Below are 24,011 nucleotides of genomic sequence, written 5' to 3'. Positions count from 1 at the left end.
AAGATAACAAAGAATACTAAAAAATACAATTATATATGGTGAACGTAGAAGAAATTTTCGATTTACGATATAATTATATAGTTATGAAATAGTATCGTTAAGGAATGGGGATTCATGGGGGACTATAATTATAAATTGGATGTATTCGAGGGACCTCTCGATTTACTTTTACATTTAATTGAAAAACATAAAATTGAAATCACGGATATCCCAATCGTTGAAATTACAAGCCAATATTTAGAATACTTAGATAATTGGAATCATTTTGATATCCATTATAGTAGTGAATTCCTTGTAATGGCATCTACATTATTACAAATTAAGTCCCGTATGCTATTACCTAAGGTTGAACCGGAACCAGATGAAAGCGAAGATCCACGAGATGAATTAGTGGCTAAGTTAGTAGAGTTTAAAAAGATAAAAGATTTTACTCAGCTATTAATGGAAAAAGCATCGGTTGAGTCGAATGTGTTTAGTCGCCCTGAGGAAACGAGTGTATTAGGTTTAGATAGTTATTATAATTTAGAACTATCTAAATTATATGATATATTCTATTCTGTATTACATAAGACCGTTGAATCTGAAGATGAACAACAGGTTCGTCAAGTAACTGTTGAGAAAGATGCATATAGCTTAGAGGATATGATCGTATCCTTAGCGAGTCGTGCAAGGCGTGGTGAACGATTGGCGTTTCGTGAGCTACTTGTTGCTATAGAATCTAAAAGTGGTATGGTAACTATATTCATGGCTGTACTAGAACTTTTAAAACAACAAGAATTAGTCATGTTTTACGAAAATGATGATATTATTTTTACCGCACCTATCATTGGTGAACGGGATGTACAAGTAGAGGAGGAGTAGCATGGGCATATCAGATTTAGAAGCGGTATTGTTTTCTGCGGCTAAACCTATTTCTATTGATGTCATTCAAGATATATTTAAGCTTTCAAAACAAGATAGCTTGACATTGATAGATTACTTAGCATCTGATTTAGAATCCCATAAACGCGGTATTCGCGTGCGAATCTCTGCTGCTGGTGTGGAACTGGTAAGTGCACCAGAATCGGCTATGTATATTGGTCATATACGTAAAAAAGAGGATAAATTATCTAATGCAGCTATGGAAACACTAGCGGTTATTGCATATAAACAACCAATTACAAAAGCTGAAATTGAAGAGGTACGCGGTGTTAATAGCGACAAGGTAATTAAACAATTATTGTCTCGCTCATTAATTGCTGAGTTGGGTCATAAGGATACGGTAGGTCGCCCTATTCTGTATGGCACAACTGATGAATTTCTGCGAAGTACAGGTGTTACTTCAATTGATGATTTGCACAAAGAGCTAGATACTGCAGAGTCTGATATGTCAGGTGTATCAATAGACAGTGTGAAAGATGAAAGCTTAATAGAATCTCCTAATGAGGATGGAACAGAGAACATATAGAAAAGGATATAATATGGAACGATTACAAAAATTTATCGCCAGCTGTGGTGTAGCTTCTCGTCGTAAGGCAGAAGAATTAATTGCGTCTGGTAAGGTACGTGTCAATGGCCGTAAAGTGACGGAACTGGGGGTTAAGGTTGATCCTATGAAAGATAAGGTCATGGTTGATGGACAATTATTAGCCGTGGAAAAACCTGTGTATTATTTAATGAATAAACCGAAAGGTGTTATTACATCTGTTACAGACCCACAAGGACGAGAAACTGTAATGGATTATATTAAAAATGAAAAACGCCGTATCTATCCAATTGGACGACTTGATTTACATACGGAAGGTTTATTGCTTTTAACAAATGATGGAGAACTAGCTCAGAACCTTACACATCCATCTAAAGGCGTTGAAAAGACATATGAAGTTCGTATTAAGGGGCGTGTAAATGATACAGATTTACAGGTTATCGCCGATGGTGTGCCTCTTGAAGATGGTGTGACAGCACCTGCTACACTTGTAGATTTAGGATTTGATGACCACAATGGGGTTCACGAAGTAGAAATTACTATTCATGAAGGTCGTAATAGACAAGTACGTCGTATGTTTGAACATTTTGGTTACCGAATTCATAATTTAAAACGTATTGCTTATGGTGGATTAACATTAAGTGGTGTTAAGCGCGGTGGTGTTCGTCAATTGACACAACGTGAAGTAAGTGCACTTAAAGCGCTAGGAGCTTCTAAATGAAGCGCGTCGTTGTAATCGGAGGTGGTGCAGCAGGGCTAATGGCTGCTGTCATTGCTGGTCGAGAAGGGGCAAAGGTAACGCTTCTCGAAAAAATGAACTATGTTGGTAAAAAGATGGGCATTACCGGCAAAGGACGCTGCAATATTACGAATGCTTGTGATATGTCTGATTTTATTAAAAATACACCGGGCAATGGTAAGTTTTTATATGGTGCTTACGAGCGCTTTACCAATGAAGATTTGTTGCAGTTATTACACGACGCTGGTTTAGAAACTAAGGTAGAGCGAGGTGGCCGCGTATTTCCAGCTTCAGATTCTGCACTGGATGTACGAAATACCTTTATGAAGCTTATGAAACACTATGGTGTAGATGTTCATCTTGAGGAACCAGTTAAGAAACTTTTGGTTGATGATGGTGTTGTCACCGGTGTTGTGACAGACAAAGAAACCTATCACGCTGATGCCGTGGTTATTGCTACGGGAGGTAAATCATATCCTGCTACCGGTTCTACTGGTGATGGATATATGTTGGCGGCTCAAGTAGGCCATAAGATTACCGATATCCGTCCATCTTTAGTACCGATTGTAACGGAAGAGTCCTGGGTAAAAGATTTAATGGGGCTTAGCCTACGGAATGTTGAATTGTCTGTAGTTGCTAAGAATAAGGTACAAGCCAAGATGTTTGGGGAAATGATGTTTACCCATTTTGGCATTACCGGTCCTATCGTTTTATCCCTTAGTCATACGGTGGGAAAATTGATGCGCAAAAAAAATATCGGCACTATAGGTTTAGATATCAATTTAAAACCTGCATTATCTCCAGAGATATTAGATAAACGATTACAAAAAGATTTTGATCTCTATTCTAAGAAACAATTAATTAATGGGATGAAAGATTTGTTACCAAGTCGATTAATACCATTAATTATTGAATTGGCCGGTATTGATCCACAAAAACCGATTAATCAGATTTCAAAGGAAGAACGACAACAAATCGGTTATATGTTGCAACATATGCCTCTTACCGTGAAAGGATTACGTCCTGTAGAAGAGGCAATTGTTACTGCTGGTGGTATTTCTCTTAAAGAATTTAATCCTAAAACTATGGAATCTAAGTTGGTTAAAGGTTTATATGGTGCAGGTGAAGTATTGGATATTGATGCTTTTACAGGTGGATATAATCTACAGGCTGCCTTTTCTACAGGATATGTAGCAGCTATGCATATAACTCACCCTGAGGCGTTTTAATAGAGACATTTTACGCTGTATGATTAAATAGTATATTTTATATAATTTGTGAAAGTGATACAGGGACTTATGAATACACATAAAATTGCCGTTGCTGTTGACGGCCCAGCAGGCGCTGGAAAATCATCTATTTCTAAAATAGTGGCAAAAAAACTGGGGTATCTTTATATCGATACAGGTGCTATGTACCGTTCTGTTACATGGGCTGTATTGCATAATCATATTGATGTAAATAATCAAAAGGCAGTGGAAGCATTATTACCAGAATTAGATCTTACTATGGAGGCCAGTGATGATTCATGTAAGGTTTTTATTGCTGGTCAAGATGTGACTGATTTTATTAGAACGCCACAAGTGAACAATGCTGTATCTATAGTGGCTTCATATAAAGGGGTGCGTCAATATTTGGTTGAACGACAACGACTTATGGCAGAAGCTGGTGGCGTTATATTGGATGGACGTGATATTGGTTCCGTTGTATTACCTAATGCGGAATTAAAAATATATCTAACCGCTTCTGTAGAGGCTCGTGCTATGCGCCGGTACTTAGAAGTGAAGGGTACAGTTAACGAACAAACTTTAGAGGATATTAAAGACAGTGTTATGCAACGTGATGATATGGATAAGAATCGAAAGGAATCTCCATTGATTCAGGTAGAGGATGCTGTATTGGTCGATTCTAGCGAAATGACATTTGATGAAACTGTAGAACATATATTACATCTAGTACAGGAGCGAATCTAAATGAACAAATTTTCTACATGGCTTTGGCGAACTGCCTTTTGGTTGCGCTATAAAGTCGGCTATGGATTAAAGGTTTATGGTCGCGATAATTTCCCTATGGAAGGTCCGGTTATTGTGGTGCCAAATCATTTAAGTAATAACGATCCACCTATTTGTGGCTATGCATTGCCTAGGCACGTACACTTTATGGCAAAACAGGAATTATTTGTAAATCCAATTTCAAGATTTTTTTGTACCTGGCTTGGTGCATTCCCTTTAAATCGTGGAGCTATAGATAAAATAGCAATTCGTCATGCTTTAGGACTATTAAAGAATAATAAAGTATTAGGAATTTTTGCAGAAGGTAATCGTCAAAAGAATGGAAAATTAGGACGCTTTCACGATGGGGCCGCATCCATTGCGTTGCGTACAGGAATTGGTATTACCCCAGTTGCCATTATCGGTTCTCATAATATGAAGAGAAACCAAGTTGCTTGCATCATTGGTAAACAGGTACCTGTTAGTAAAGCTAAACCGACACCTGAGGCTATTAAAGAGGTTAATGATTGCGTAAAGGGTGAAATTCAACGCATGATTGATTCCTATCATAAAAATCGCATAGAGGAGACGTTATGGAAATAATTTTAGCTGAAAATCATGGCTTTTGTTATGGCGTAAAACGAGCTGTTGAAATGGCTAATGAAGCTGCTGATAGCGATGGTAAAAGCTATACATTGGGTCCTATCATTCATAACCCACAAGTAGTTGGTCGTTTAGAGAGTAAAGGTGTTAGCCCGATTCAAGAGGTGTCGGATATTGATGAGGGAACTATGATTATTCGGTCTCATGGTGTGGGCCCTGCAATATACGAAGAAGCAGAAGAGAAAGGCTTAAACATTTTGGATGCCACTTGTCCACATGTGAAAAAAGCTCAACAAGATGCAAAATCTGTTATCGAAGATGGTATGACACTGGTTATATTGGGCGAAAAAAACCATCCTGAGGTTAAAAGTATTAATTTATGGGCGAATAACAAAGGAATAATCATCGAAGATGAAGAATCCGCCAAAAATCTACAAGTTGTTGAAAAAATGGGTGTAGTTGTTCAAACGACCTTTTCACAATTCAAATTTAACAGTATAATAGAGATATTAGAGAAAAAATCTAAGAATCTTAAGATTTTCAAAACGATATGCAATGCAACTCAGGAGCGTCAGAATTCTGCCGTTGAATTAGCTCGTAACGTAGATCTTATGATTGTGATAGGTGGTAAGAACAGCGGCAATACGAATCGATTGGCAGAGGTTTGTCGAGACGTTGGATGTACAACATATCACATTGAAACTTCTACTGAATTACAACTGGAATGGTTTAACCGAGTACAGACGGTAGGAGTAACAGCAGGAGCATCGACTCCCGACTGGATTATTAAGGAGGTCATTGAGACAATGAAAGATTTTGCAGAATTATTAGCAGCAGAAGGTCAAGAAGAATTTAAGAAAGGAAACGTTGTAGAAGGTCAAGTAGTACAAGTTGAAGATGAACGCGCATGGGTATCTTTTGGCTACAAAACTGAAGCAATTTTGAATAGAACTGAAATTTCTTATCCAGCACCAAACTCTGCCAAAGATGTGTTGAAAAATGGTGATGAAATTAAAGCAGTTATCATGAACCACATCAAAGAAGATAATCCTATTTATCTTTCCATGACTCGTTTGGCTAAAGATGAAGATTGGCAATATGTTATCGAAGCTCAAGAAAAAGACGAACCTATCGTATGTAAAGGTATCGATGCTATCCCAGCTGGCTTGGTGGTAACAGTAAAATCCCTTCGTGGTTTCATTCCATTGTCCCAAGGTGATGTGCATTTCGTAAAATCTTTGGACAACTTGGTTGGTACTGAATTTGAAGCAAAAGTTCTTGAAATCGACGAAAAGAAAAACCGTTTGGTTCTTTCTCGCCGTGCAGTACTTGAAGTGGAACGTCAAGCAAAATTAGCTGAAGCATTGAAAAATATCAACGTTGGTGAAAACTATAAAGGTATCGTTCGTAAAATCATGCCTTATGGTGCATTCGTAGATATCGGTGGTATTGAAGGTTTACTTCATATTTCCGACATTTCTTGGCAAAAAATTAAAAAAGTGGAAGATGTTCTTTCCGTTGGCCAAGAAATCGAAGTTAAATTACAATCCTTCGACCCTGAAAGCAACAAATTATCCTTGTCCTTAAAAGCTTTAACTAAGAGCCCATGGGATGTTGCTGAAGAAACTTTACACGTTGGTGATGTAATCACTGGTAAAGTTGTTCGTTTGGTAGCTTACGGTGCATTTGTAGCTGTTAACGATGATATTCAAGGTTTACTTCACATTTCTCAAATTACAAAACAACGTAATGCTAAAGTTGAAGATTACTTGAACCGTGGTCAAGAAGTTGAAGTTAAAATCATTTCTCTTAACAAAGATGAAAAGAAATTGGGCTTGGCTTTGACTGAGTTGATGGAAGCAAAAGAAACAGAAGAAGACGCTGAATAATTCAGAATCTTTTAATGAGGCTAATCAAGGTTTTCCTTGATTAGCCTTTTTGCGTACATTCCCTTTAATATGATAAAATGAAGTGATGTATATAGATAATAAAAGAGGTGAAAGTATGGCAAAACCATTAGTGGCCGTAGTTGGTCGTCCAAATGTAGGTAAATCTACATTATTTAATGCCATTGTTAATAAACGAATTTCTATCGTCGAGGATATACCTGGCGTTACACGAGATAGAATTTACTTCGATGCAGAATGGCTTAATCGTGAGTTTACAATGATTGATACAGGTGGTATCGAGTTTGTAACAGAGAACAGCCATGTTATTCCTAAAATGATGCGTTTACAAGCTGAACTCGCTATTGAAGAAGCTGATGTAATCCTCTTTGTGGTTGATGGCAAGCAAGGTATTGTACCGGCTGATGAAGAAGTGGCCAATATTTTACGTACTAGTGGAAAACCAGTAGTCCTTGTAGTGAATAAAATTGACAGTGTAAATCAAGAACCTAATATTTATGAGTTTTATAATTTGGGACTTGGTGATCCAATTGGCATTTCTGCAAAGAATTTAATGAATCTAGGTGATTTATTAGATGATACGGTTAAACATTTCCCACCTGTAGGAACTAATGTAGATGAGGAAGATACCATTCATGTGGCCATCATTGGTCGTCCTAATGTAGGTAAATCATCTTTGACTAATGCACTGTTAGGTCAAGATCGCGTTATCGTTTCCGATGTAGCTGGCACTACTCGGGACTCTATTGATACGCACTGGACACATGGGGATCAAAAATTCGTACTCATCGATACGGCAGGGATGAGACGTAAATCCAAGATTGATGAAGCTGTTGAACGTTACAGCATTGTTCGCTCTCTTCGTTCCGTTGATCGCTCTGATATTGTTGTACTTGTATTAGATGGCGTTGATGGCGTTACAGAACAAGATAAAAAAATTGCCGGTTATGCGTATGAAGCCGGTAAGGGCGTTATTATTGTAGTTAATAAGTGGGATCTTGTAGAAAAAGATGATAAAACTACATTGAGATATACTGAAGACATTTATGATGAATTAGGATTCTTGCAATTTGCACCAATTCTATTTGCTTCTGCATTGACAAAACAACGTATTCATCGTTTAGCTGATATGCTTAAATTCGTATCAGAACAACAATATCGTCGTGTTTCTACTGGTACATTAAATCAATTACTACAAGATGCTCAAACTGTAAATCCAGTTCCATCCCGTAATGGTAGAATTCCAAAAATTTACTATATGACACAAGCCAGTGTTAAACCGCCTACCTTTATTCTTTTTGTAAATGAACCCGAATTAATTCATTTCTCGTATATGCGTTTCTTGGAAAATCGTTTACGTGAAAGTTTTGGTTTTGAAGGGACTCCAATTCGATTAATTCTTCGCGGTAAAAAACGTGAAGATGAAGAGTAATAAGTACAAAGGGTAAGGGTGAGAGTTGTGAATGATTTTATGCCTATTATAGGGTATGCGTTATTAGCCTATGTAATCGGTTCAATTCCTAGCGGACTCATTATTGGTAAATTATTTTTCAATACAGATGTCCGTCTATATGGATCCAAAAATATAGGTGCTACAAATACATATCGTGTTATTGGTTTAAAGGCAGCGCTTCCTGTATTTTTCTGTGATGCGTTAAAGGGCGCCATTGGGGTATTTTTGTTTTCCCATTTAAATCCCATGTACATGATTCTAGGTGGTATTTTGGCCATGGTTGGACACAATTGGTCAGTATTTCTTGGCTTTAAAGGTGGCCGTGGTGTTGCAACTGGTTTGGGGGTACTCATTGCATTATCTCCAATAGTTGCAGTTATTTGTTTTGCTATTTGGGGCATCATTGTATATTTCACTAAATTAGTCTCTCTAGGTTCTATAGTAGCGGCTGCGCTTGTTCCTGTATTGATGTATGTAATGGGTGAATCCTGGTGGTTTGTAGGATTTGGTGCGCTAGCTGCATTGTTTGTTATCATACGTCATCGAGAAAATATTTCTCGTTTACTAGCTGGTAAAGAATTAAAGGTAGAACGCGTTAAAAAAGGAGAGTAATATGAAAGTTTGCATCGTCGGATCTGGTAGTTGGGGGACAGCTCTTGCTATTAAATCTGTAGTGGCCGGAAATGATACAACCTTATATTGCAGACGTTCAGAGTTTAAGGATGAACTTATTAAGTACAGGGAAAATAAGTCATATTTAGCTGGTGTTATATTGCCTGATGAACTCATCATTAGTTCTGATTTACAAACATCTATTGAGCAGGCTGATATTGTATTGATTGTTACACCATCTATTCATGTGCGCACAGCTTTACAGAATTTAAAAAGATATGCTCACAAAGATCAAATATACGTGTTATGCTCTAAAGGTGTAGAACGGGAAAGTGGTAAGTTATTGACTACAGTCATGAAGGAGGAATTATCCTCTGTCGGATGCCATTTAACTGTTTTATCCGGTCCTAATCACGCTGAGGAAATTGGTAGAAACTTACCTGCTGCAGCCGTAGTAGGTACGACATCTATGGACATAGGTAAAAAGGTACAACAGGCATTACACAGTAAAGAATTTCGTATATATACGAGTGACGATTATATTGGTGTTGAATTAGCAGGAGCTACTAAAAATGTAATAGCCTTGGCTGCTGGTATAGTTGATGGATTGTCTCTTGGAGATAATTGTAAGGCTTTATTACTAACTCGTGGTCTACATGAAATGACTCGATTTGGTTTAGCTCTCGGTGCAAGAAAAGAAACTTATGCAGGCTTAGCTGGTATGGGGGATTTAATCGCTACTTGTATGAGCCAGCATAGTCGTAACCGTGCTGCAGGACAACAGCTAGCAGATGGTAAAACAATGGACTACATTATGAATCATACGAATATGGTGGTAGAAGGCTTTTTTGCAACATCTATTATTCGTGATATGGCTATAAAACACCATGTAGAAATGCCTATCACACAATCACTATATGAGGTATTATATGAAGAGAAGTCCCCTCAATTAGCATTGCAAGAATTGATGGGCCGAGATAGTAAAATCGAAGTATCATAATTGTAAAAGATACTTTTATTTTAGGTATTTATATACTATAATTAATGAGTATAATCTAGTGAGGATTGTATGCGAATTATCGGAGGCACTGCAAAGGGCCATACTATAAAAGCTCCGAAGGGGATGGATACACGTCCCACCTTGGATCGTGTTCGTGAAAGTATCTTCAACGTATTAGCGCATCGCGGTATATTTGGTACTCGTGTATTAGATTTATTTTCTGGTACTGGTGCAGTTGCCATTGAAGCGCTCAGTCGTGGAGCTGAATCAGCGATTGCTGTTGATTATCGAACTGGTAAATTAATTCGAGAGAATGCGGAACATTGTCGTGTGTTGGATCGAATTCAAATCATACCTAAGAAACTTTCACAATTGAAACATTTTATAGGTGACCAGCAGTTCGATTATATTTTTTCTGATCCACCATATGAAAATGGCTTTATACAGGAGACTATTGATTTTGTTGTGGCTAATGATGCATTAGCTGATGATGGTGTTTTAGTCTTGGAACATCATAAAGATGAGGCTTTCACCATGCCACCAGAATGGGAATGTATAAAGGAACAAAAATTTGGTTACACCCTTGTTTCATATTTTGTGAAACATAGTGAAAGGAGTTAGACCCTTGCGGATAGGAGTTTGCCCAGGAAGTTTTGACCCCGTTACAAATGGTCACGTTGACATTTTTGAGCGCGGTAGTCGTCTCGTAGACAAGTTGATTATCGCTGTAAGTTCAAATCCTAATAAGAATTCATTGTTTACTATGGAAGAACGCGTTGAGATGATTCGCAATGCGGTTAAGCATATTCCTAATGTAGAAATCGACTGTACAGGTGGATTGCTCATCGATTATGTTAAATCCAAAAATGCAAGTATTATTATTCGTGGGCTTAGAGCTCTTAGTGATTTTGAATATGAATTTCAACGTGCTCTATTTGCAAAATACTTGGATGATGATATTGAAACCGTGTTTATTATGACCAATAATAAATATTCTTTTGTAAGCTCAACAGGGATTCGTGAGTTAGCTAAATTTGGTGGTAAGTTAGATGGACTTGTTCCTGACGATGTAAAGATAAAATTAGAAAAACGTTTTAACATCGATGGTAATAAATAATAGGAGTGAATTGTATGAAAACAGAAAAATTACTTGAAGATTTAGAGGTTCTTATTGAATCTAGCAGCCGTATTCCTATGACTACAAAACGCATGGTTGAAGAAGATGAAATTATGCGTATTATCGATGCAATTCAAGAATCTTTACCACTTGAGCTCGATGAATCTCGTCGTATTGTGGCCGAAAAAGATAAAGTATTGGCTGATGCTCAACGTCAAGCTGAAACATTAATCGATCAAGCTAAAGATTACATTGCTAAATTGACTGCTGAAAGTGAACTTGTTAAGCAAGCACAAGAACAAGCTAATCAAATTATCAATGCTGCAAACCAATCTTCTGAAGAGTTAAAATCTAGCTCTATTCAATATGCTGGTGATGTATTGAAATATGTAGAAAACAATTTAGAAAAAACGTTGGAAAGCCTTCGTCAAAACCGCGAAAGCTTGCAACAAAGTGAACAAAAAACTGATAATCAATAATATATTGTAATCAGTACAGATAATGCTAATGATTGCAGAGAAAACCCCCGATAGGTATCTATCGGGGGTTTTGTTATTCCTCATACATAGGTGGTTTTTCTGGTTCAACAATCATTGTTTGATGAGTGTTAAAAATCACAAATCCTAAAGGTGATTTAGGTGGTTTTTTGATATTTTTTATATATGTATAGTCTACAGGAACCTTTGATGAATGACGGGCCTTGCTAAAATAGGCAGCATATTTTGCTACTTGTGAAATGAGCATATCATCAGGTTCATGATTCGTACGTAAAATAAGATGGGAACCTTGAATATCCTGTGTATGAAACCACAGATCATTTGGTTTTGCAAAACGATGAGTTAAGTATTCATTTTGCTGGTTATTTCGTCCGATATAAAGCTCGCCTTCTGGGATTTCAAGATGAATGTAATTCGATTTTCCCAATTTATAGGAGAGAGGTTTTTTAGATTTCTTAATAATGCCTGCATCCATACATTCATGGCGTATTTCTTCTAGTGATTCTCTAGTTGTGGCTAAAGATAAACTGTATAAGATTGTTCTATAATATTCTAATTTTATCGTACTTTGGTCTAGTTGGTATTGGCCACTAATAATCCGATTCTTTAATTTTGTATATAGTTTGTAATACCATTGTCCATTTTCCACAATGGTCAATTCAGGTTTTAAGGGAATTGTTATAGTTTCTGCTGATTCTGAAAGTAAATTTTGTACGTCAATAGAAGATTGATAGTGAGCTTGTATATGACTATTAATCATCAAAAGATCACCATATAATTTATAGGTTTCCATCTTTTTAGTATCATCTAGTTCATCTTTAATCTTTTTGTGACGTAACTCTTCTTTTTTTATAGCATTAGCTATAATACGCTCCAATTCCTTGTCAGCCGTATGAATTGAACCAGTGTCAGCGATAGACTGTTCTATTGCTTTTGAGATGGTTGGATACGTTTCTATTAATGTACAATCCGTTTCCATTGGAAATGGCATATATATTTTTTTACCATTTTCATTTTTATAGACATATAATTGATTAGCGTTTAATAATTTTTCTTTTAAAGTTTCTAGAGCCCCTGATAATTTTTGAATTGCATCATCTGATAAGGCTTTTAGTTCTTCGGTGCCATCAAAATTAGATAATGTTAGAACATAATCTAATAGTGATTTACCAAATCCATTAAAGACAGAGCGTATAGTATTAGTGACTGTACCAGAGCCAAAGGATGTAAGAATATTTAATATTTCTTCCTCATTAAAATCTAGTAAAGATACACGATTAGAATTAGGTGGTAATTCATATGCCATCTTAGGACCTACTGAACGTTCTCTGTTCATTATTGGTGATACATGAATAATAGATTCTAAAATGATATCATTTTGCACAAAGATACAGTTAGAATATTTCCCCATAAGTTCAATATATATCGATGTTGAGGTGATGGAACCATCCATTTCAAGCTTATCAATATGGATACAGAGGATACGATCTCCGTTAATTTGTTCTACAGATGTAATACGACTGCCCTCTATATGTTTGCGTAGAAACATACATAATGAACTAGGTTCTTTGGGTAAATCTTGGATAGGTTTACATATATATATTGCGGGATTGGCACCTACAGTTATCATCAGATTTACGTCTTGATTAGCATTACGTACTTTAAAAAGTAATGAGTGTTTATCTACTTGATAAAGTTTTTGTATTTGTCCACTCTGTAGGCTTTCATTTAATTCTCTTGCCAATACAGACATGGTTAATCCGTCTAAATTCATGGTGATCCTTTCATTTGGTAACTCACAATGTATAGTTTAGTATAACATAGATAATTAATAGATATCTTTAAAATTCGTGATACAATATATAAAAAGGAGGTTCTTCCATGAATAGCATGACGGGATTTGGGCGAGCAACTCAAATTGTAGATGGTTTACAATGTATCATAGAAATTAAATCTGTTAATTCTAGATTTTTAGATCTCAACATACGAAGTCCTAAACAAGTTAATTCTGTAGAGCATAGTATCCGTAAATGTATACAAAAAACAATACATCGAGGTAAAGTTGATGTGTTTGTAACATTGCAGGATGTAGCGGATAGAGAAAAACAGTTCATAATAAATAGTTCTTTAAAACATCAAATTCAAGACTTACTGGTATCAGAAGGATTTTATAGGGAGCCTCAAGAGGTACCTTTATCGGCAGTGATGGCCATATCCAATGATTGGGTACAAATTCAAGATTCTGAAGTTACAGAAGATGTACTTCAGTCTTTAGTTACTGATACTACAACTAATGCACTTAATGCATTAGTCAGTATGCGACAATCTGAGGGGATTCATATTCAACAAGATTTGTTACACCGGCTTTCACAAATGACAAATATTATAGAAGACATTAACAGTCATAAAGCCGATGCTGTTATTGCTTATAAAGAAAATTTGCGAACTAAAATGATGGACTATGTGGAAGGTCTTGACATTACTGCCAATGAAGATCGTTTACTACAAGAAGTTGCTATTATGGCTGACAAAACTGATATTACGGAAGAGATTGTCCGATTTAGGTCTCATGTGGTACAATTAACAAATACACTTAAGATGGATGAACCGATTGGTCGTAAGTTAGATTTTATCATTCAAGAGATGAATCGTGAGGTTAATACGATTGGCTCAAAAGCGATGGATATAACACTGACAGACTATGTGGTACAATTAAAATGTGAATTAGAAAAAGTTAGAGAACAAGTACAGAATATTGAGTAAGGAGGTCTATTTATGAGTATCCAATTACTAAACATTGGTTTTGGTAATATGGTTTCTGCTAATCGCGTTATCGCTATTATTAGTCCTGAATCTGCACCTATTAAACGCATGGTTCAAGATGCAAGAGATAAAAGTCTCCTCATAGATGCAACCTATGGACGTAAAACTCGGGCTGTGCTCGTTATGGATAGTGGGCAAATCGTTTTGTCAGCTATTCAACCTGAAACGGTGGCACATCGTATTGTGCAACACGAAGTCGATGAAGATACTGTAGAAGCTTAGGAGTTAATATGGCAGATCGAGGTTTATTAATTGTTATCTCCGGCCCATCTGGTGCAGGCAAGGGAACGATTTGTTCTAATATACGAGGTGAAATGCCTAATCTTGTATATTCTGTATCTATGACCACACGTGAACCGCGGGTTGGAGAAAAGGAAGGAATTAATTATTTCTTCCGCACAAAAGAAGAATTTGAATCATTATTGTCAGAAGATGCATTTTTAGAGTATGCTAAGGTATATGATAATTATTATGGTACTCCAAAACAACATGTGATGAATTTGTTGGATGAAGGGAAGAGTGTACTTCTTGAAATCGATATTCAAGGTGCTATGCAAGTTAAAGAGCGATTTAGTGATGCCGTATTTATTTATATTGTGCCACCGTCTTTAACCGAATTATCTGAACGTCTTCATAATCGAGGAACTGATGCAAAAGAGGTTATCGATAAGCGTTTATCATTGGCATGTTCTGAGTTAGCATTAGCTCATCGTTATGATTATATTGTGGTCAATGATGATTTAGAGGATGCGTCTTTAAAGGTTGCTTCTATATTGCGTGCTGAAGCTTGTAAAATCAGTCGTAATAAAGAGCAAATTCAATATATTTATAAGCAATATCAAGAGTCTAAGGAGAAGTGATAGTATGATGGTAAAACCTCCATTGAAAGCATTGGAAAAACGTGTAGATAGTAAATATACATTGGTAACGCTAGCAGCTAAACGCGCTCGCGAGTTGACCGATGGTGAAGAATGTCTTGCTACAGATATTCATAATACAGATAAACCTGTATCTTTAGCATTCTATGAGATTGCTGAAGGTGAAGTAACATATAAACGCACTAAAGAAGGTATTAAATAATTTTACTCAAAATTCCTTGTACATTTTGTACAAGGAATTTTTAAAAGGAGAATTATGAAAGGGAAACATATTATCGTAGGTGTTTCAGCAGGTATTGCTGCATATAAAGCAATTGAAGTGGTAAGTCGTTTGCGAAAAGCTGGGGCAGAGGTCAAAGTAGTAATGACGAAAAATGCTACTCATATTGCGACACCTATGACATTTGGTGAAATTAGTGGTCATCCTGTAGCTGTTGATATGTGGGAAGAAATCCACGATTGGAATGTAGAACATATTGCTCTTGCAACCTGGGCTGATGCCTATATTGTGGTACCAGCTACAGCTAATGTAATTGGTAAAATACGAGCTGGTATTGCCGATGATATGCTCACTACAACAATTATGGCAACGCCAGCACCTAAATTTTTATGTCCTGCCATGAATACAGAGATGTTCAATAATCCTATTGTACAGAGAAATTTAAAGGATTTATCATCTTTGGGATACCATATTATGCAACCCGATGCTGGTTGGCTAGCTTGTGGCGTAACAGGTGTGGGTAGACTACCAGCACCAGAAGAGATTGTTAATTGGTTGACAGAAGAATTACATTCTCTAGATGGGACTGGTAAATTAGCTGGTAAGACTATTCTTGTTACAGCTGGTGGGACACAAGAAAATATTGACCCTGTTAGATATATAGGTAACAGATCTAGTGGGAAGATGGGATATGCCATTGCGGCTGCTGCTGTTAAGGAAAAGGCTCGCGTAATTCTAGTGAGTGCCCCTACATCATTAGAAATTCCTAAAGGTGTTGAATATGTGCCTGTAGATTCTGCGGAATCTATGCAGGAGGCTGTTAATTCCTATTACGAATCAACAGATGTGGTTATAATGGCTGCTGCTGTTTCAGATTTTAGGGTGGCTAATAAAGCGCCTCAAAAAATCAAAAAAATGGAATCTATGACTTTAGAGCTCGTAAAGAATCCAGATATACTTAAAGAACTGGGAGAGCATAAAACCCATCAATTACTGGTTGGTTTTGCTGCAGAAACAGAACATGTTGTAGATTACGGCATGGATAAAGTACGTCGCAAAAACCTTGATATGTTAGTAGCTAATGATGTAAGCAAATCAAATGCTGGGTTTAATGTAGATACGAATGAAGGCTATTTTTTATATCCTAATAAAGAGCCTAAAATAATGCCAAATATGCAAAAATCAGAATTAGCTAGATACATTATTGGAGAAGTTATTGAATTGTTAGCTGTAAAATAGCTTATGTAATGTTGTCGTTGTGGGTGTAGTCGCATTACCATTGGCTATGGCGTTTGCTATAGCTAGTGGAGTTACACCGCAAGCTGGTATATATACTGCTATTATTGATGAGCATAGCTAAACTAGGCAATGTGATTAGATATATATCAGCGCCTGTTATCATAAAGTGAATTAACTTGATTTTTCTACAAAAATGGTATACAATTTATATCGTAATTTAACTCATCAAGAGTAGTGGAGGGAAAGGCCCGTTGAAGCTACAGCAACCCTTTTTAAAAGAAGGTGCTAATTCCAACAGTCATGGACTGATAGATGGGTCTCCCTCATGAGAGACCATGAGGGATTTTTTTATTATAGGAGGCAAAAATGGCAGAAAAACATATGTTTTTTACTTCTGAATCCGTTACGGAAGGCCATCCAGATAAAATAGCTGACCAAATTTCTGATGCTGTTTTGGATGCGATTATTGAAAAAGATCCAAAGGCTCGTGTAGCTTGTGAAACACTTGTGACTACAGGTTTAGTCCATGTCGTAGGGGAAATCTCTACAAGCACATATGTTGATATTCCTCGTGTAGTACGTGATACAATTCGAGAAATTGGTTATACTCGTGCAAAATATGGTTTCGATTGTGACACTTGTGGTGTGTTAGTATCTATTGATGAACAATCTGCAGATATCGCTATGGGTGTAGACGAAGCATTAGAATCTAAAGATGGTAATAGCGAAATCAATGATAAAATTGGCGCTGGTGACCAAGGCATGATGTTTGGTTACGCAACAAACGAAACACCTGAATATATGCCTATGCCAATTTCTTTAGCACATCGTTTATCCCGTCGTTTAGCAGAAGTTCGTAAGAACGGCACATTAACATATCTTCGTCCAGATGGTAAAACACAAGTTACTGTAGAATATGTTGACAATCAACCTAAACGTATTGATACAATCGTTATTTCTACGCAACATAGCCCAGAAGTAACACAAGAGCAAATTAAAAATGATTTGAAACGCTATGTTATCGATGCAGCACTTCCTGCAGAATTCATCGATGAAAACACTAAATTCTTCATTAATCCTACAGGTCGTTTCGTTATCGGCGGTCCTCATGGTGATGCTGGTTTAACAGGTCGTAAAATCATCGTTGATACGTATGGTGGTATGGCTCGTCATGGTGGCGGTGCTTTCTCTGGTAAGGATCCTTCCAAGGTTGACCGTTCCGCAGCATATGCAGCTCGTTACGTAGCTAAAAATGTTGTAGCTGCAGGTCTCGCAGATAAATGCGAAGTACAAGTAGCGTATGCGATTGGTGTTGCAAAACCTGTATCCATTTTAGTTGATACATTTGGTACTGCTAAGATTGCAGAAGAAAAAATTCAAGAATTAGTAAGCAAACATTTCGACTTGCGCCCAGCAGGTATCATTGAAATGCTTGATTTATTAAAGCCTCATTATCGTAAGACGGCTGCGTATGGTCACTTTGGTAGAACTGATGTTGATCTTCCATGGGAACGCACTGATAAAGCTGATATTTTACGTCACGAAGCTGGCTTATAATAGTAAAGACTTAGTAGACTTGTCTACTAAGTCTTTTTTTATCTCCTTTAGGATATGTTATAATAATTAGATTAGAGGAGGTGAACTAATGCGCGTAGCAAGTATTATTATTAATAGACCTGCCAAACAATTACATAAACCGTTAAGCTATTTGTTACCAGAGAAATTTGGTGATGTGAAAGCAGGGACTCGTGTATTAGTTCCCTTAGGTGGTAGTCGTGAAGAGGGCATCGTTATTGGGTATGAAGAACTATTAGAGAAACCAACATTTACTTTGCGTTCTATAATAGATATTCTTGATAGTGATCCTTGGTTTACTCGGGAAATGATGGATACGGCACAGAAAATAAGTCGTTATTTTTTGTGTTCCTTTGGAGATGCTTTACGTCTTTTTACTGTGCATAAAACATTAAAATCTTACGATGCACCAAAAGAAGAATGGCTCGTTGTAACGCCAGAGTTTAAGATTGATCAATTAAGTTCTAAGAAGCGCAAGCAGCGTGAATTGGCTAACTATCTCATCGAGGTAGGTGGGGCTCCTAAATCTTTATTAAGAGCCAAAGGCTATTCTTATATGGTTATTAAACAGGTCGGTGAAGAGCATGGCATTCATATTGAAGAACGCTTTAAAGATACAAAAACTTCTTTTACCGAATTGCTTAGTGGTGAAGAAACAATTCCGTTAACTGAAGCACAACAAATTGTATATGAACCGATTAAGCAGATGATGGATCTTGAATCGTATAATACATTCCTTTTGCATGGTGTAACTGGTAGTGGTAAAACACAAATTTATTTAAAAGCTGCTGCTCGTTGTATAGGAAAAGGTAAAACCGCCATTATTCTGGTTCCTGAAATTATATTAACCGATCAGATTGTTCGTCGTTTTGTTTCTACCTTTGGTGATGAAGTTGTTGTTTTCCATAGTAAACTAACCATTAGTGAGCGAAATAATAACTGGGAACGTATACGAAGGAAGGATAGCCATATCATTATTGGCGCTCGTTCTGCCGTTTTCGCGCCTGCTGAAGATATTGGGCTTATTGTATTAGATGAAGAACATGATACATCTTATAAACAGGAAGATATGATTCGTTATAATGCAAAAAATGTTGCATTATGGAGAGGTATGGCTCATGATTGTCCTGTTATTTTAGGCTCTGCTACACCTGCTATCACATCGTATTACAAGGCTTTACAAGGACAATATAAGCTGTTAGAGTTGCCAACCCGTATCTTTGATCAACCGATGCCACATGTTCAAATTGTAGATATGAAAGAAGAAATGATTCGTGGCAACTACTCGGTGTTCTCCGATGCTATGACACATCTTATTGAGCGTACATTAGCGGATGGAAATCAGATGATTATTCTTTTAAATCGTCGTGGCTACAGCACATTTGTCATGTGTCGTGATTGTGGTGAAACGATTATGTGTCCTCATTGTGAGGTTGCTATGGTGTACCATCAAGCTGGTGAAGAGTTGCGGTGTCACTATTGTGAGCACCATGAACCAATTCCTTCAGTATGCCCTAAATGTCATAGTAAAAGAATTAAATTCTTTGGTTCTGGCACACAAAAAGTTGAAGAAGAATTACGCCGACATTTTAAAGGCGCTCGTATTGCGCGTTTAGATCAAGATGTAACTAAGCATAAGGAGATGGGCGAAGAAATTCTTCAAGATTTTGGTAACCATAAATATGATATTTTATTAGGGACCCAAATGGTTTCAAAAGGGCATGATTTTAAGGATGTAACAGCTGTAGGTATATTGACGGCTGATTCTGTCTTAAATATACCTGTTTATTCAGCATCTGAACGTGCATTTGATCTACTAACGCAAACATCAGGACGAGCGGGTCGTGGTGATAAGGTTGGCAGTGTTGTTATACAAACATATAATCCTTTAAATTATGCTATAATAAAGAGTAAGGCTCATGATTATTTGGGCTTTTACAATGAAGAAATAGTAAATCGTAAGGACTTAGGGTATCCACCATTTCGCGAAATGATTTATATGGTTATAAGACATGGGAAGGAAGAAATGGCTGAATCGATTGCTCAAAAAATTGTAGATGATTTGGAAACAAATTTTAAGTCACAATCGATTGATGTTAATGGTCCTTATGAAGCAGGCATTAAAAAGATTCGCGATATGTATCGTTTATCGATTATGATTCGCGGAGAAAATTTAGATGCCGTAAAAGATTATATATATAATTCTTGGATTTTTACACAAGAAGGTCTACTTATCGATGTAGACCCTATTTGATAAGAGGAGTATATGGCAGTACTTGAAGTAGTAAAAGCGGGACATCCCATATTAAAAGAGGTTGCAGAACCTGTAGAACATGTAAATAAAAAAATGCGTGCTTTAATAGAAGATATGGCCGACACAATGTATAAAACGGAAGGTGTTGGATTGGCAGCACCGCAGGTTAATGTATCCAAACGTATTATAGTTGTTGATGATCATGCTGGTAGTGGATTAATAGCGCTTATCAACCCTGAAATTATTCATGGTGAAGGAAGTCAAATTGGGCTAGAAGGCTGTTTAAGTGTACCAGGTTATTTCGGAGATGTGGAACGTTTTGAAAAGGTTACCGTAAAAGGTATTGATCCACATAATAAAAAAGTTATGATTAAAGCTGAAGGTTTTTTGGCTAGAATTTTTCAACATGAAATAGATCATTTAGAAGGTCATTTGTTTATTGAAAAAGCTACAAACTTACGCCGTATTGCAGATCATCCGGAGGAAAAGGAAATTGTCTAACAATAATCCATTACGCATAGTATTTATGGGCACGCCAGATTTTTCTGTTCCTACGTTACGCGCATTAGTTAAGGCTGGTCACTCTATAGTAGGTGTATATTGCCAACCTGATAAACAAAAGGGACGTGGCAAGCAGATTCAAATGCCACCAGTTAAAGAAGCTGCGTTATCTTTGGATTTGCCCGTGTATCAACCTATAACATTACGTGATGATGCTGTTCAAAAGGAATTGATTGATCTTGCACCAGACGTTATCGTCGTAATTGCTTACGGTAAGATTTTGCCACCATGGCTTATTCGTTTGCCTAAATATGGATGTATTAATATCCATGCATCTATATTGCCAAAATATAGGGGGGCAGCACCTATCCATTATGCTATTTTAAATGGTGATACTAAAACAGGGGTTACCATTATGCATATGGATGATGGTTTAGATACAGGGGATATTATCGATATTGCAGAAATTGATATACTTCCAAACGAAACAACAGGCGCTTTATTTGAGCGCATTGCTGAATTAGGGGCTCGCACTATTTCTCCTGTATTAGATAAATGGGTGAAAGGTGAAATTACAGCTACCCCTCAAGATGACGCTTTAGCAAGCCATACTTCTAAGATTACAAAAGAAATGGGGCTTATTGATTGGCATCAACCGGCACATAAGATTGTCAACTTGATTCGTGGTTTAAATCCAGCACCTGGATGTTATTCTTTCTTACAGGGGAAACGGTTAAAGATTTGGTCTGCTCAAATAGTTGAGATTACATCTGTAAACAATAAGATGGCCACAATTTTTGTAAATAACAATGAGATTTCTGTAGAATTTGCACCTCCTGGAACTATAGTGCATTCAGCAAAGGGACTTGTTGTGTCGACTGGTGATCAAGGTTTTATTCTCCTTACAGAGGTACAACCAGAAAATAAAAAGCGTATTAGTGCTCAAGATTTTATTAATGGTCACCAAATTAAAGGTGGTATTGCATTTGACGAAGTGTAATATATATTACAAAAGATACCCATTATATTTAAAATTATCGGCTCTATCTTGTTTATTCATTTCAATAATCATCGGCTTTTCAATGTATATAGTTTGGCCAGGATTAGAAAGAATATCATACAACTTAGCTTTTATTAGTGAAAGTATAGGTGGACTCTTAATATTAGGTATTTGGGGACTTTGGTTTGTTCTAGCTATTGCTTCTCTAGGTTTTAGATATATTCATCCTATAGTTTTACGAATAGCTAATCGATTTATTTATTTACTTTTCCCATTATCATTAGGGCTAGGAAAGGCTTTCATAGGCATACAAAAAGATGAATTACGTCAAGCTATGATTGATTTAATTAATCATCTAGTGGTTATGAATTTATATAAAGTACCTCCTGAACGCATTCTTCTATTAACACCTCATTGTCTTCAAGAGAACACCTGTATTCATAAGGTGACACATGATGTATACAACTGTAAGCAATGTGGTCGCTGTCAGGTAGGAGGGTTATTGAAAATCGCAAAGGAATATGGTTGTCAATTTATAGTTGTCACTGGTGGTACATTGGCACGTATGAAGGTTAAAGAAGCAAAACCTAAAGCGATTATTGCTATAGCTTGTGAACGAGATCTTGCAAGTGGTATGGCTGATGTATTTCCTATTCCTGTTATCGGAGTATTAAATGAACGCCCTAATGGACCTTGTTGTAATACGACTGTTGATATTAACAAGGTACGAGATGCTGTAGAGTTACTGATTGATAAGGATAACTATGAACGAAATTGCTAAAAACGGACAAAAACAGAATATACGATTATTGGCTGTAAAGGCATTATCTGATATCAATCGTAAGGGTGCCTATGCTAATATTGTTTTACAGGACTATATCTCAAAATATAATCTAACTGACTTAGACAGACGCTTCTTTACAGAACTTGTATACGGTGTGGTACGTAGACGCAATTATTTAGATGCTATTATCGTACATTTTGCCAAACGTCCTATAAAAAAATTGTCCTCTATGGTGGTAGAAATTTTACGACTAGGTATATATCAGATTATCTATATGGATAAGGTACCGGAAAGTGCAGCAGTTAATGAATCAGTTAAATTAGCGAAGAAATTAACACGAGGTCTATCTGGCTTCGTAAATGCCATATTGAGATCCGTTATACGAGAACAAGATAGTATTGGTATTGAAGATTTAGCAGCTAATGATATAGAAGCTATTTCTTTTATTTACAATATTCCTCTTTGGCTTATCAATTTATGGATACGTGAGTTTGGTCGTGACAAAACAGAAGATTTATGTGCATGGTTTAATGAACAGCCTAAATTGACGGCACGTATTAACACGATTCTTATTGATATTCCACAATGTTTAACTATGTTAAATGAACAAGGCTGGGCTGTTACACAGGATTCTGATTACGAGGATATTATTTATATTAATAGACATCGTGGTAGCCTTGAAAAATCTGAGGCATTTATAAAAGGTTATATTACATTTATGGATAAGGCATCTATGCTAGTAGCACATCTCGTAAATCCGCAACCTGGTGAGCGTATATTAGATTGCTGTGCTGCTCCAGGTGGTAAATCCATGTACATGGCAACTTTAATGGATAATGTAGGTTCATTAATGTGTTGTGATATACATGAACATAAGATTGAACTCATGAATTCAAATGCTGAACGATTGGGTGCTTCTATTGTGCATACAAAAGTACAGGATGCCACAAAGCTACCAGATTCATGGAACTCGTATTTTGATCGTGTGCTGGTAGATGCACCTTGCTCTGGGTTAGGTATTCTTCAAAAGAAACTAGATATGCGTTGGCGAAAACAGGAATCGATACTTTCAGAATTACCATCTTTACAGTTAGCCATTTTAGAACGCGCTGCTATGACTGTTAAAGAAAAAGGCTATTTAATATATTCCACTTGTACATTAAACTACAAGGAAAACGAAGAGGTAGTTGAATCATTTTTACAGAAACATAAGGAGTTTTCTATTATTCCTGTGGTGGAGGATTTCCCACTTAAGTCAAATAGTGGTATGATTACAACATATCCACCAACAGATGATATGGATGGTTTCTTTATGGTTAAAATGCAACGTATTTCTTAACTAAGTTGTTAGCT

The 24,011-nt window shown here is 36.7% G+C and carries 25 protein-coding genes, 1 pseudogene and 1 riboswitch; of the genes and pseudogenes, 25 read left to right on the top strand and 1 reads right to left on the bottom strand.

Going from position 1 to position 24,011, the window contains the following annotated elements:
* The first annotated feature begins 114 nt into the window (after positions 1-114).
* The 13 genes from HMPREF1504_RS03870 (at position 115) to HMPREF1504_RS03810 (ending at position 11,366) form a co-directional block, all read left to right on the top strand.
* The gene (locus tag HMPREF1504_RS03870; RefSeq protein WP_005383193.1) at positions 115-861 is read left to right on the top strand and encodes a ScpA family protein; all 747 of its coding nucleotides are present in this window, start codon (positions 115-117) and stop codon (positions 859-861) included.
* A 1-nt stretch (position 862) separates the two neighbouring features.
* Positions 863-1,447 carry an SMC-Scp complex subunit ScpB gene (gene scpB / locus HMPREF1504_RS03865; protein WP_038123572.1) on the top strand — a complete coding sequence of 195 codons (585 nt, stop codon included), beginning with the start codon at positions 863-865 and terminating at the stop codon, positions 1,445-1,447.
* Positions 1,448-1,460: 13 nt separating this feature from the next.
* A complete protein-coding gene (locus HMPREF1504_RS03860; RefSeq protein WP_005378808.1) occupies positions 1,461-2,186 on the top strand; it encodes a pseudouridine synthase in 726 nt (241 codons plus the stop codon).
* Positions 2,183-3,433 (top strand): NAD(P)/FAD-dependent oxidoreductase, encoded by a 1,251-nt coding sequence (locus tag HMPREF1504_RS03855; protein ID WP_038123568.1) that lies wholly within the window; start codon positions 2,183-2,185, stop codon positions 3,431-3,433. Before HMPREF1504_RS03860 ends, HMPREF1504_RS03855 begins: the two co-directional genes overlap by 4 nt.
* A 69-nt stretch (positions 3,434-3,502) precedes the next feature.
* Positions 3,503-4,177, top strand: coding sequence for a (d)CMP kinase (gene cmk, locus HMPREF1504_RS03850; RefSeq protein ID WP_005378996.1), 675 nt, complete (start codon positions 3,503-3,505; stop codon positions 4,175-4,177).
* Positions 4,178-4,798, top strand: coding sequence for a 1-acyl-sn-glycerol-3-phosphate acyltransferase (locus tag HMPREF1504_RS03845; protein WP_038123566.1), 621 nt, complete (start codon positions 4,178-4,180; stop codon positions 4,796-4,798).
* On the top strand, positions 4,789-6,687 hold the full coding sequence (locus HMPREF1504_RS03840) for a bifunctional 4-hydroxy-3-methylbut-2-enyl diphosphate reductase/30S ribosomal protein S1 (RefSeq protein ID WP_005378840.1): 1,899 nt from the start codon (positions 4,789-4,791) through the stop codon (positions 6,685-6,687). Before HMPREF1504_RS03845 ends, HMPREF1504_RS03840 begins: the two co-directional genes overlap by 10 nt.
* Positions 6,688-6,802: 115 nt before the next feature.
* Entirely contained in the window at positions 6,803-8,137 is a 1,335-nt protein-coding gene (gene der, locus HMPREF1504_RS03835; protein WP_005381310.1) for a ribosome biogenesis GTPase Der, read from the top strand.
* Between the two features lie 39 nt (positions 8,138-8,176).
* Positions 8,177-8,770, top strand: a complete 594-nt coding sequence (plsY, locus tag HMPREF1504_RS03830) for a glycerol-3-phosphate 1-O-acyltransferase PlsY (protein WP_005383216.1) — start codon at positions 8,177-8,179, stop codon at positions 8,768-8,770.
* Between the two features lies 1 nt (position 8,771).
* Positions 8,772-9,770 (top strand): NAD(P)H-dependent glycerol-3-phosphate dehydrogenase, encoded by a 999-nt coding sequence (locus tag HMPREF1504_RS03825; protein WP_005378850.1) that lies wholly within the window; start codon positions 8,772-8,774, stop codon positions 9,768-9,770.
* A gap of 69 nt (positions 9,771-9,839) precedes the next feature.
* Entirely contained in the window at positions 9,840-10,391 is a 552-nt protein-coding gene (gene rsmD / locus HMPREF1504_RS03820) for a 16S rRNA (guanine(966)-N(2))-methyltransferase RsmD (protein ID WP_038123563.1), read from the top strand.
* Positions 10,392-10,395: 4 nt separating this feature from the next.
* A complete protein-coding gene (gene coaD, locus HMPREF1504_RS03815) occupies positions 10,396-10,887 on the top strand; it encodes a pantetheine-phosphate adenylyltransferase (protein WP_005378904.1) in 492 nt (163 codons plus the stop codon).
* 14 nt (positions 10,888-10,901) lie between these two features.
* Entirely contained in the window at positions 10,902-11,366 is a 465-nt protein-coding gene (locus HMPREF1504_RS03810) for a hypothetical protein (RefSeq protein WP_005381306.1), read from the top strand.
* Positions 11,367-11,439: 73 nt separating this feature from the next.
* Here the strand turns inward: HMPREF1504_RS03810 and HMPREF1504_RS03805 are convergent, their stop codons facing one another.
* Positions 11,440-13,158 carry an NFACT family protein gene (locus HMPREF1504_RS03805; protein ID WP_038123560.1) on the bottom strand — a complete coding sequence of 573 codons (1,719 nt, stop codon included), beginning with the start codon at positions 13,156-13,158 and terminating at the stop codon, positions 11,440-11,442.
* A 107-nt stretch (positions 13,159-13,265) separates the two neighbouring features.
* On the opposite strand from HMPREF1504_RS03805, the gene HMPREF1504_RS03800 reads away from it, so the two are divergent.
* The 12 genes and pseudogenes from HMPREF1504_RS03800 to rsmB all read left to right on the top strand — a co-directional run bounded on the left by HMPREF1504_RS03800 (position 13,266) and on the right by rsmB (position 23,997).
* On the top strand, positions 13,266-14,147 hold the full coding sequence (locus HMPREF1504_RS03800; protein ID WP_038123559.1) for a YicC/YloC family endoribonuclease: 882 nt from the start codon (positions 13,266-13,268) through the stop codon (positions 14,145-14,147).
* A 12-nt stretch (positions 14,148-14,159) separates the two neighbouring features.
* The gene (gene remA, locus HMPREF1504_RS10360; RefSeq protein WP_005379012.1) at positions 14,160-14,429 is read left to right on the top strand and encodes an extracellular matrix/biofilm regulator RemA; all 270 of its coding nucleotides are present in this window, start codon (positions 14,160-14,162) and stop codon (positions 14,427-14,429) included.
* 8 nt (positions 14,430-14,437) lie between these two features.
* The gene (gene gmk, locus HMPREF1504_RS03790; protein ID WP_005378959.1) at positions 14,438-15,067 is read left to right on the top strand and encodes a guanylate kinase; all 630 of its coding nucleotides are present in this window, start codon (positions 14,438-14,440) and stop codon (positions 15,065-15,067) included.
* A 4-nt stretch (positions 15,068-15,071) separates the two neighbouring features.
* Complete coding sequence (gene rpoZ / locus HMPREF1504_RS03785; protein WP_005378818.1) at positions 15,072-15,287, top strand: DNA-directed RNA polymerase subunit omega; 216 nt, start codon at positions 15,072-15,074, stop codon at positions 15,285-15,287.
* A gap of 54 nt (positions 15,288-15,341) precedes the next feature.
* Positions 15,342-16,544, top strand: coding sequence for a bifunctional phosphopantothenoylcysteine decarboxylase/phosphopantothenate--cysteine ligase CoaBC (gene coaBC, locus HMPREF1504_RS03780; protein ID WP_038123555.1), 1,203 nt, complete (start codon positions 15,342-15,344; stop codon positions 16,542-16,544).
* Positions 16,545-16,560: 16 nt separating this feature from the next.
* A pseudogene (locus HMPREF1504_RS10605) lies at positions 16,561-16,665 on the top strand (SulP family inorganic anion transporter); the annotation flags it as partial.
* Positions 16,666-16,763: 98 nt separating this feature from the next.
* A riboswitch (SAM riboswitch) is annotated at positions 16,764-16,863 on the top strand.
* Positions 16,864-16,910: 47 nt separating this feature from the next.
* Complete coding sequence (gene metK / locus HMPREF1504_RS03775) at positions 16,911-18,101, top strand: methionine adenosyltransferase (protein ID WP_005379087.1); 1,191 nt, start codon at positions 16,911-16,913, stop codon at positions 18,099-18,101.
* Between the two features lie 88 nt (positions 18,102-18,189).
* Entirely contained in the window at positions 18,190-20,373 is a 2,184-nt protein-coding gene (gene priA, locus HMPREF1504_RS03770) for a primosomal protein N' (protein ID WP_038123553.1), read from the top strand.
* 12 nt (positions 20,374-20,385) lie between these two features.
* The gene (gene def, locus HMPREF1504_RS03765; protein ID WP_005378942.1) at positions 20,386-20,874 is read left to right on the top strand and encodes a peptide deformylase; all 489 of its coding nucleotides are present in this window, start codon (positions 20,386-20,388) and stop codon (positions 20,872-20,874) included.
* On the top strand, positions 20,867-21,874 hold the full coding sequence (gene fmt / locus HMPREF1504_RS03760) for a methionyl-tRNA formyltransferase (RefSeq protein ID WP_051411670.1): 1,008 nt from the start codon (positions 20,867-20,869) through the stop codon (positions 21,872-21,874). The genes def and fmt overlap by 8 nt, the downstream gene beginning before the upstream one ends.
* Positions 21,831-22,655 carry a DUF116 domain-containing protein gene (locus HMPREF1504_RS10600; protein ID WP_005378869.1) on the top strand — a complete coding sequence of 275 codons (825 nt, stop codon included), beginning with the start codon at positions 21,831-21,833 and terminating at the stop codon, positions 22,653-22,655. Before fmt ends, HMPREF1504_RS10600 begins: the two co-directional genes overlap by 44 nt.
* Positions 22,639-23,997: a 16S rRNA (cytosine(967)-C(5))-methyltransferase RsmB gene (rsmB, locus tag HMPREF1504_RS03750; RefSeq protein WP_038123549.1), complete on the top strand. Its 1,359-nt coding sequence runs from the start codon at positions 22,639-22,641 to the stop codon at positions 23,995-23,997. The genes HMPREF1504_RS10600 and rsmB overlap by 17 nt, the downstream gene beginning before the upstream one ends.
* Positions 23,998-24,011: the final 14 nt, after the last annotated feature.

The sequence above is a fragment of the Veillonella sp. ICM51a genome, from assembly GCF_000524355.1.
GTDB lineage: Bacteria > Bacillota > Negativicutes > Veillonellales > Veillonellaceae > Veillonella > Veillonella atypica.
Note: the sequence above shows the minus strand (reverse complement) of the source record. Positions and strands in the feature narration are given on the sequence as shown.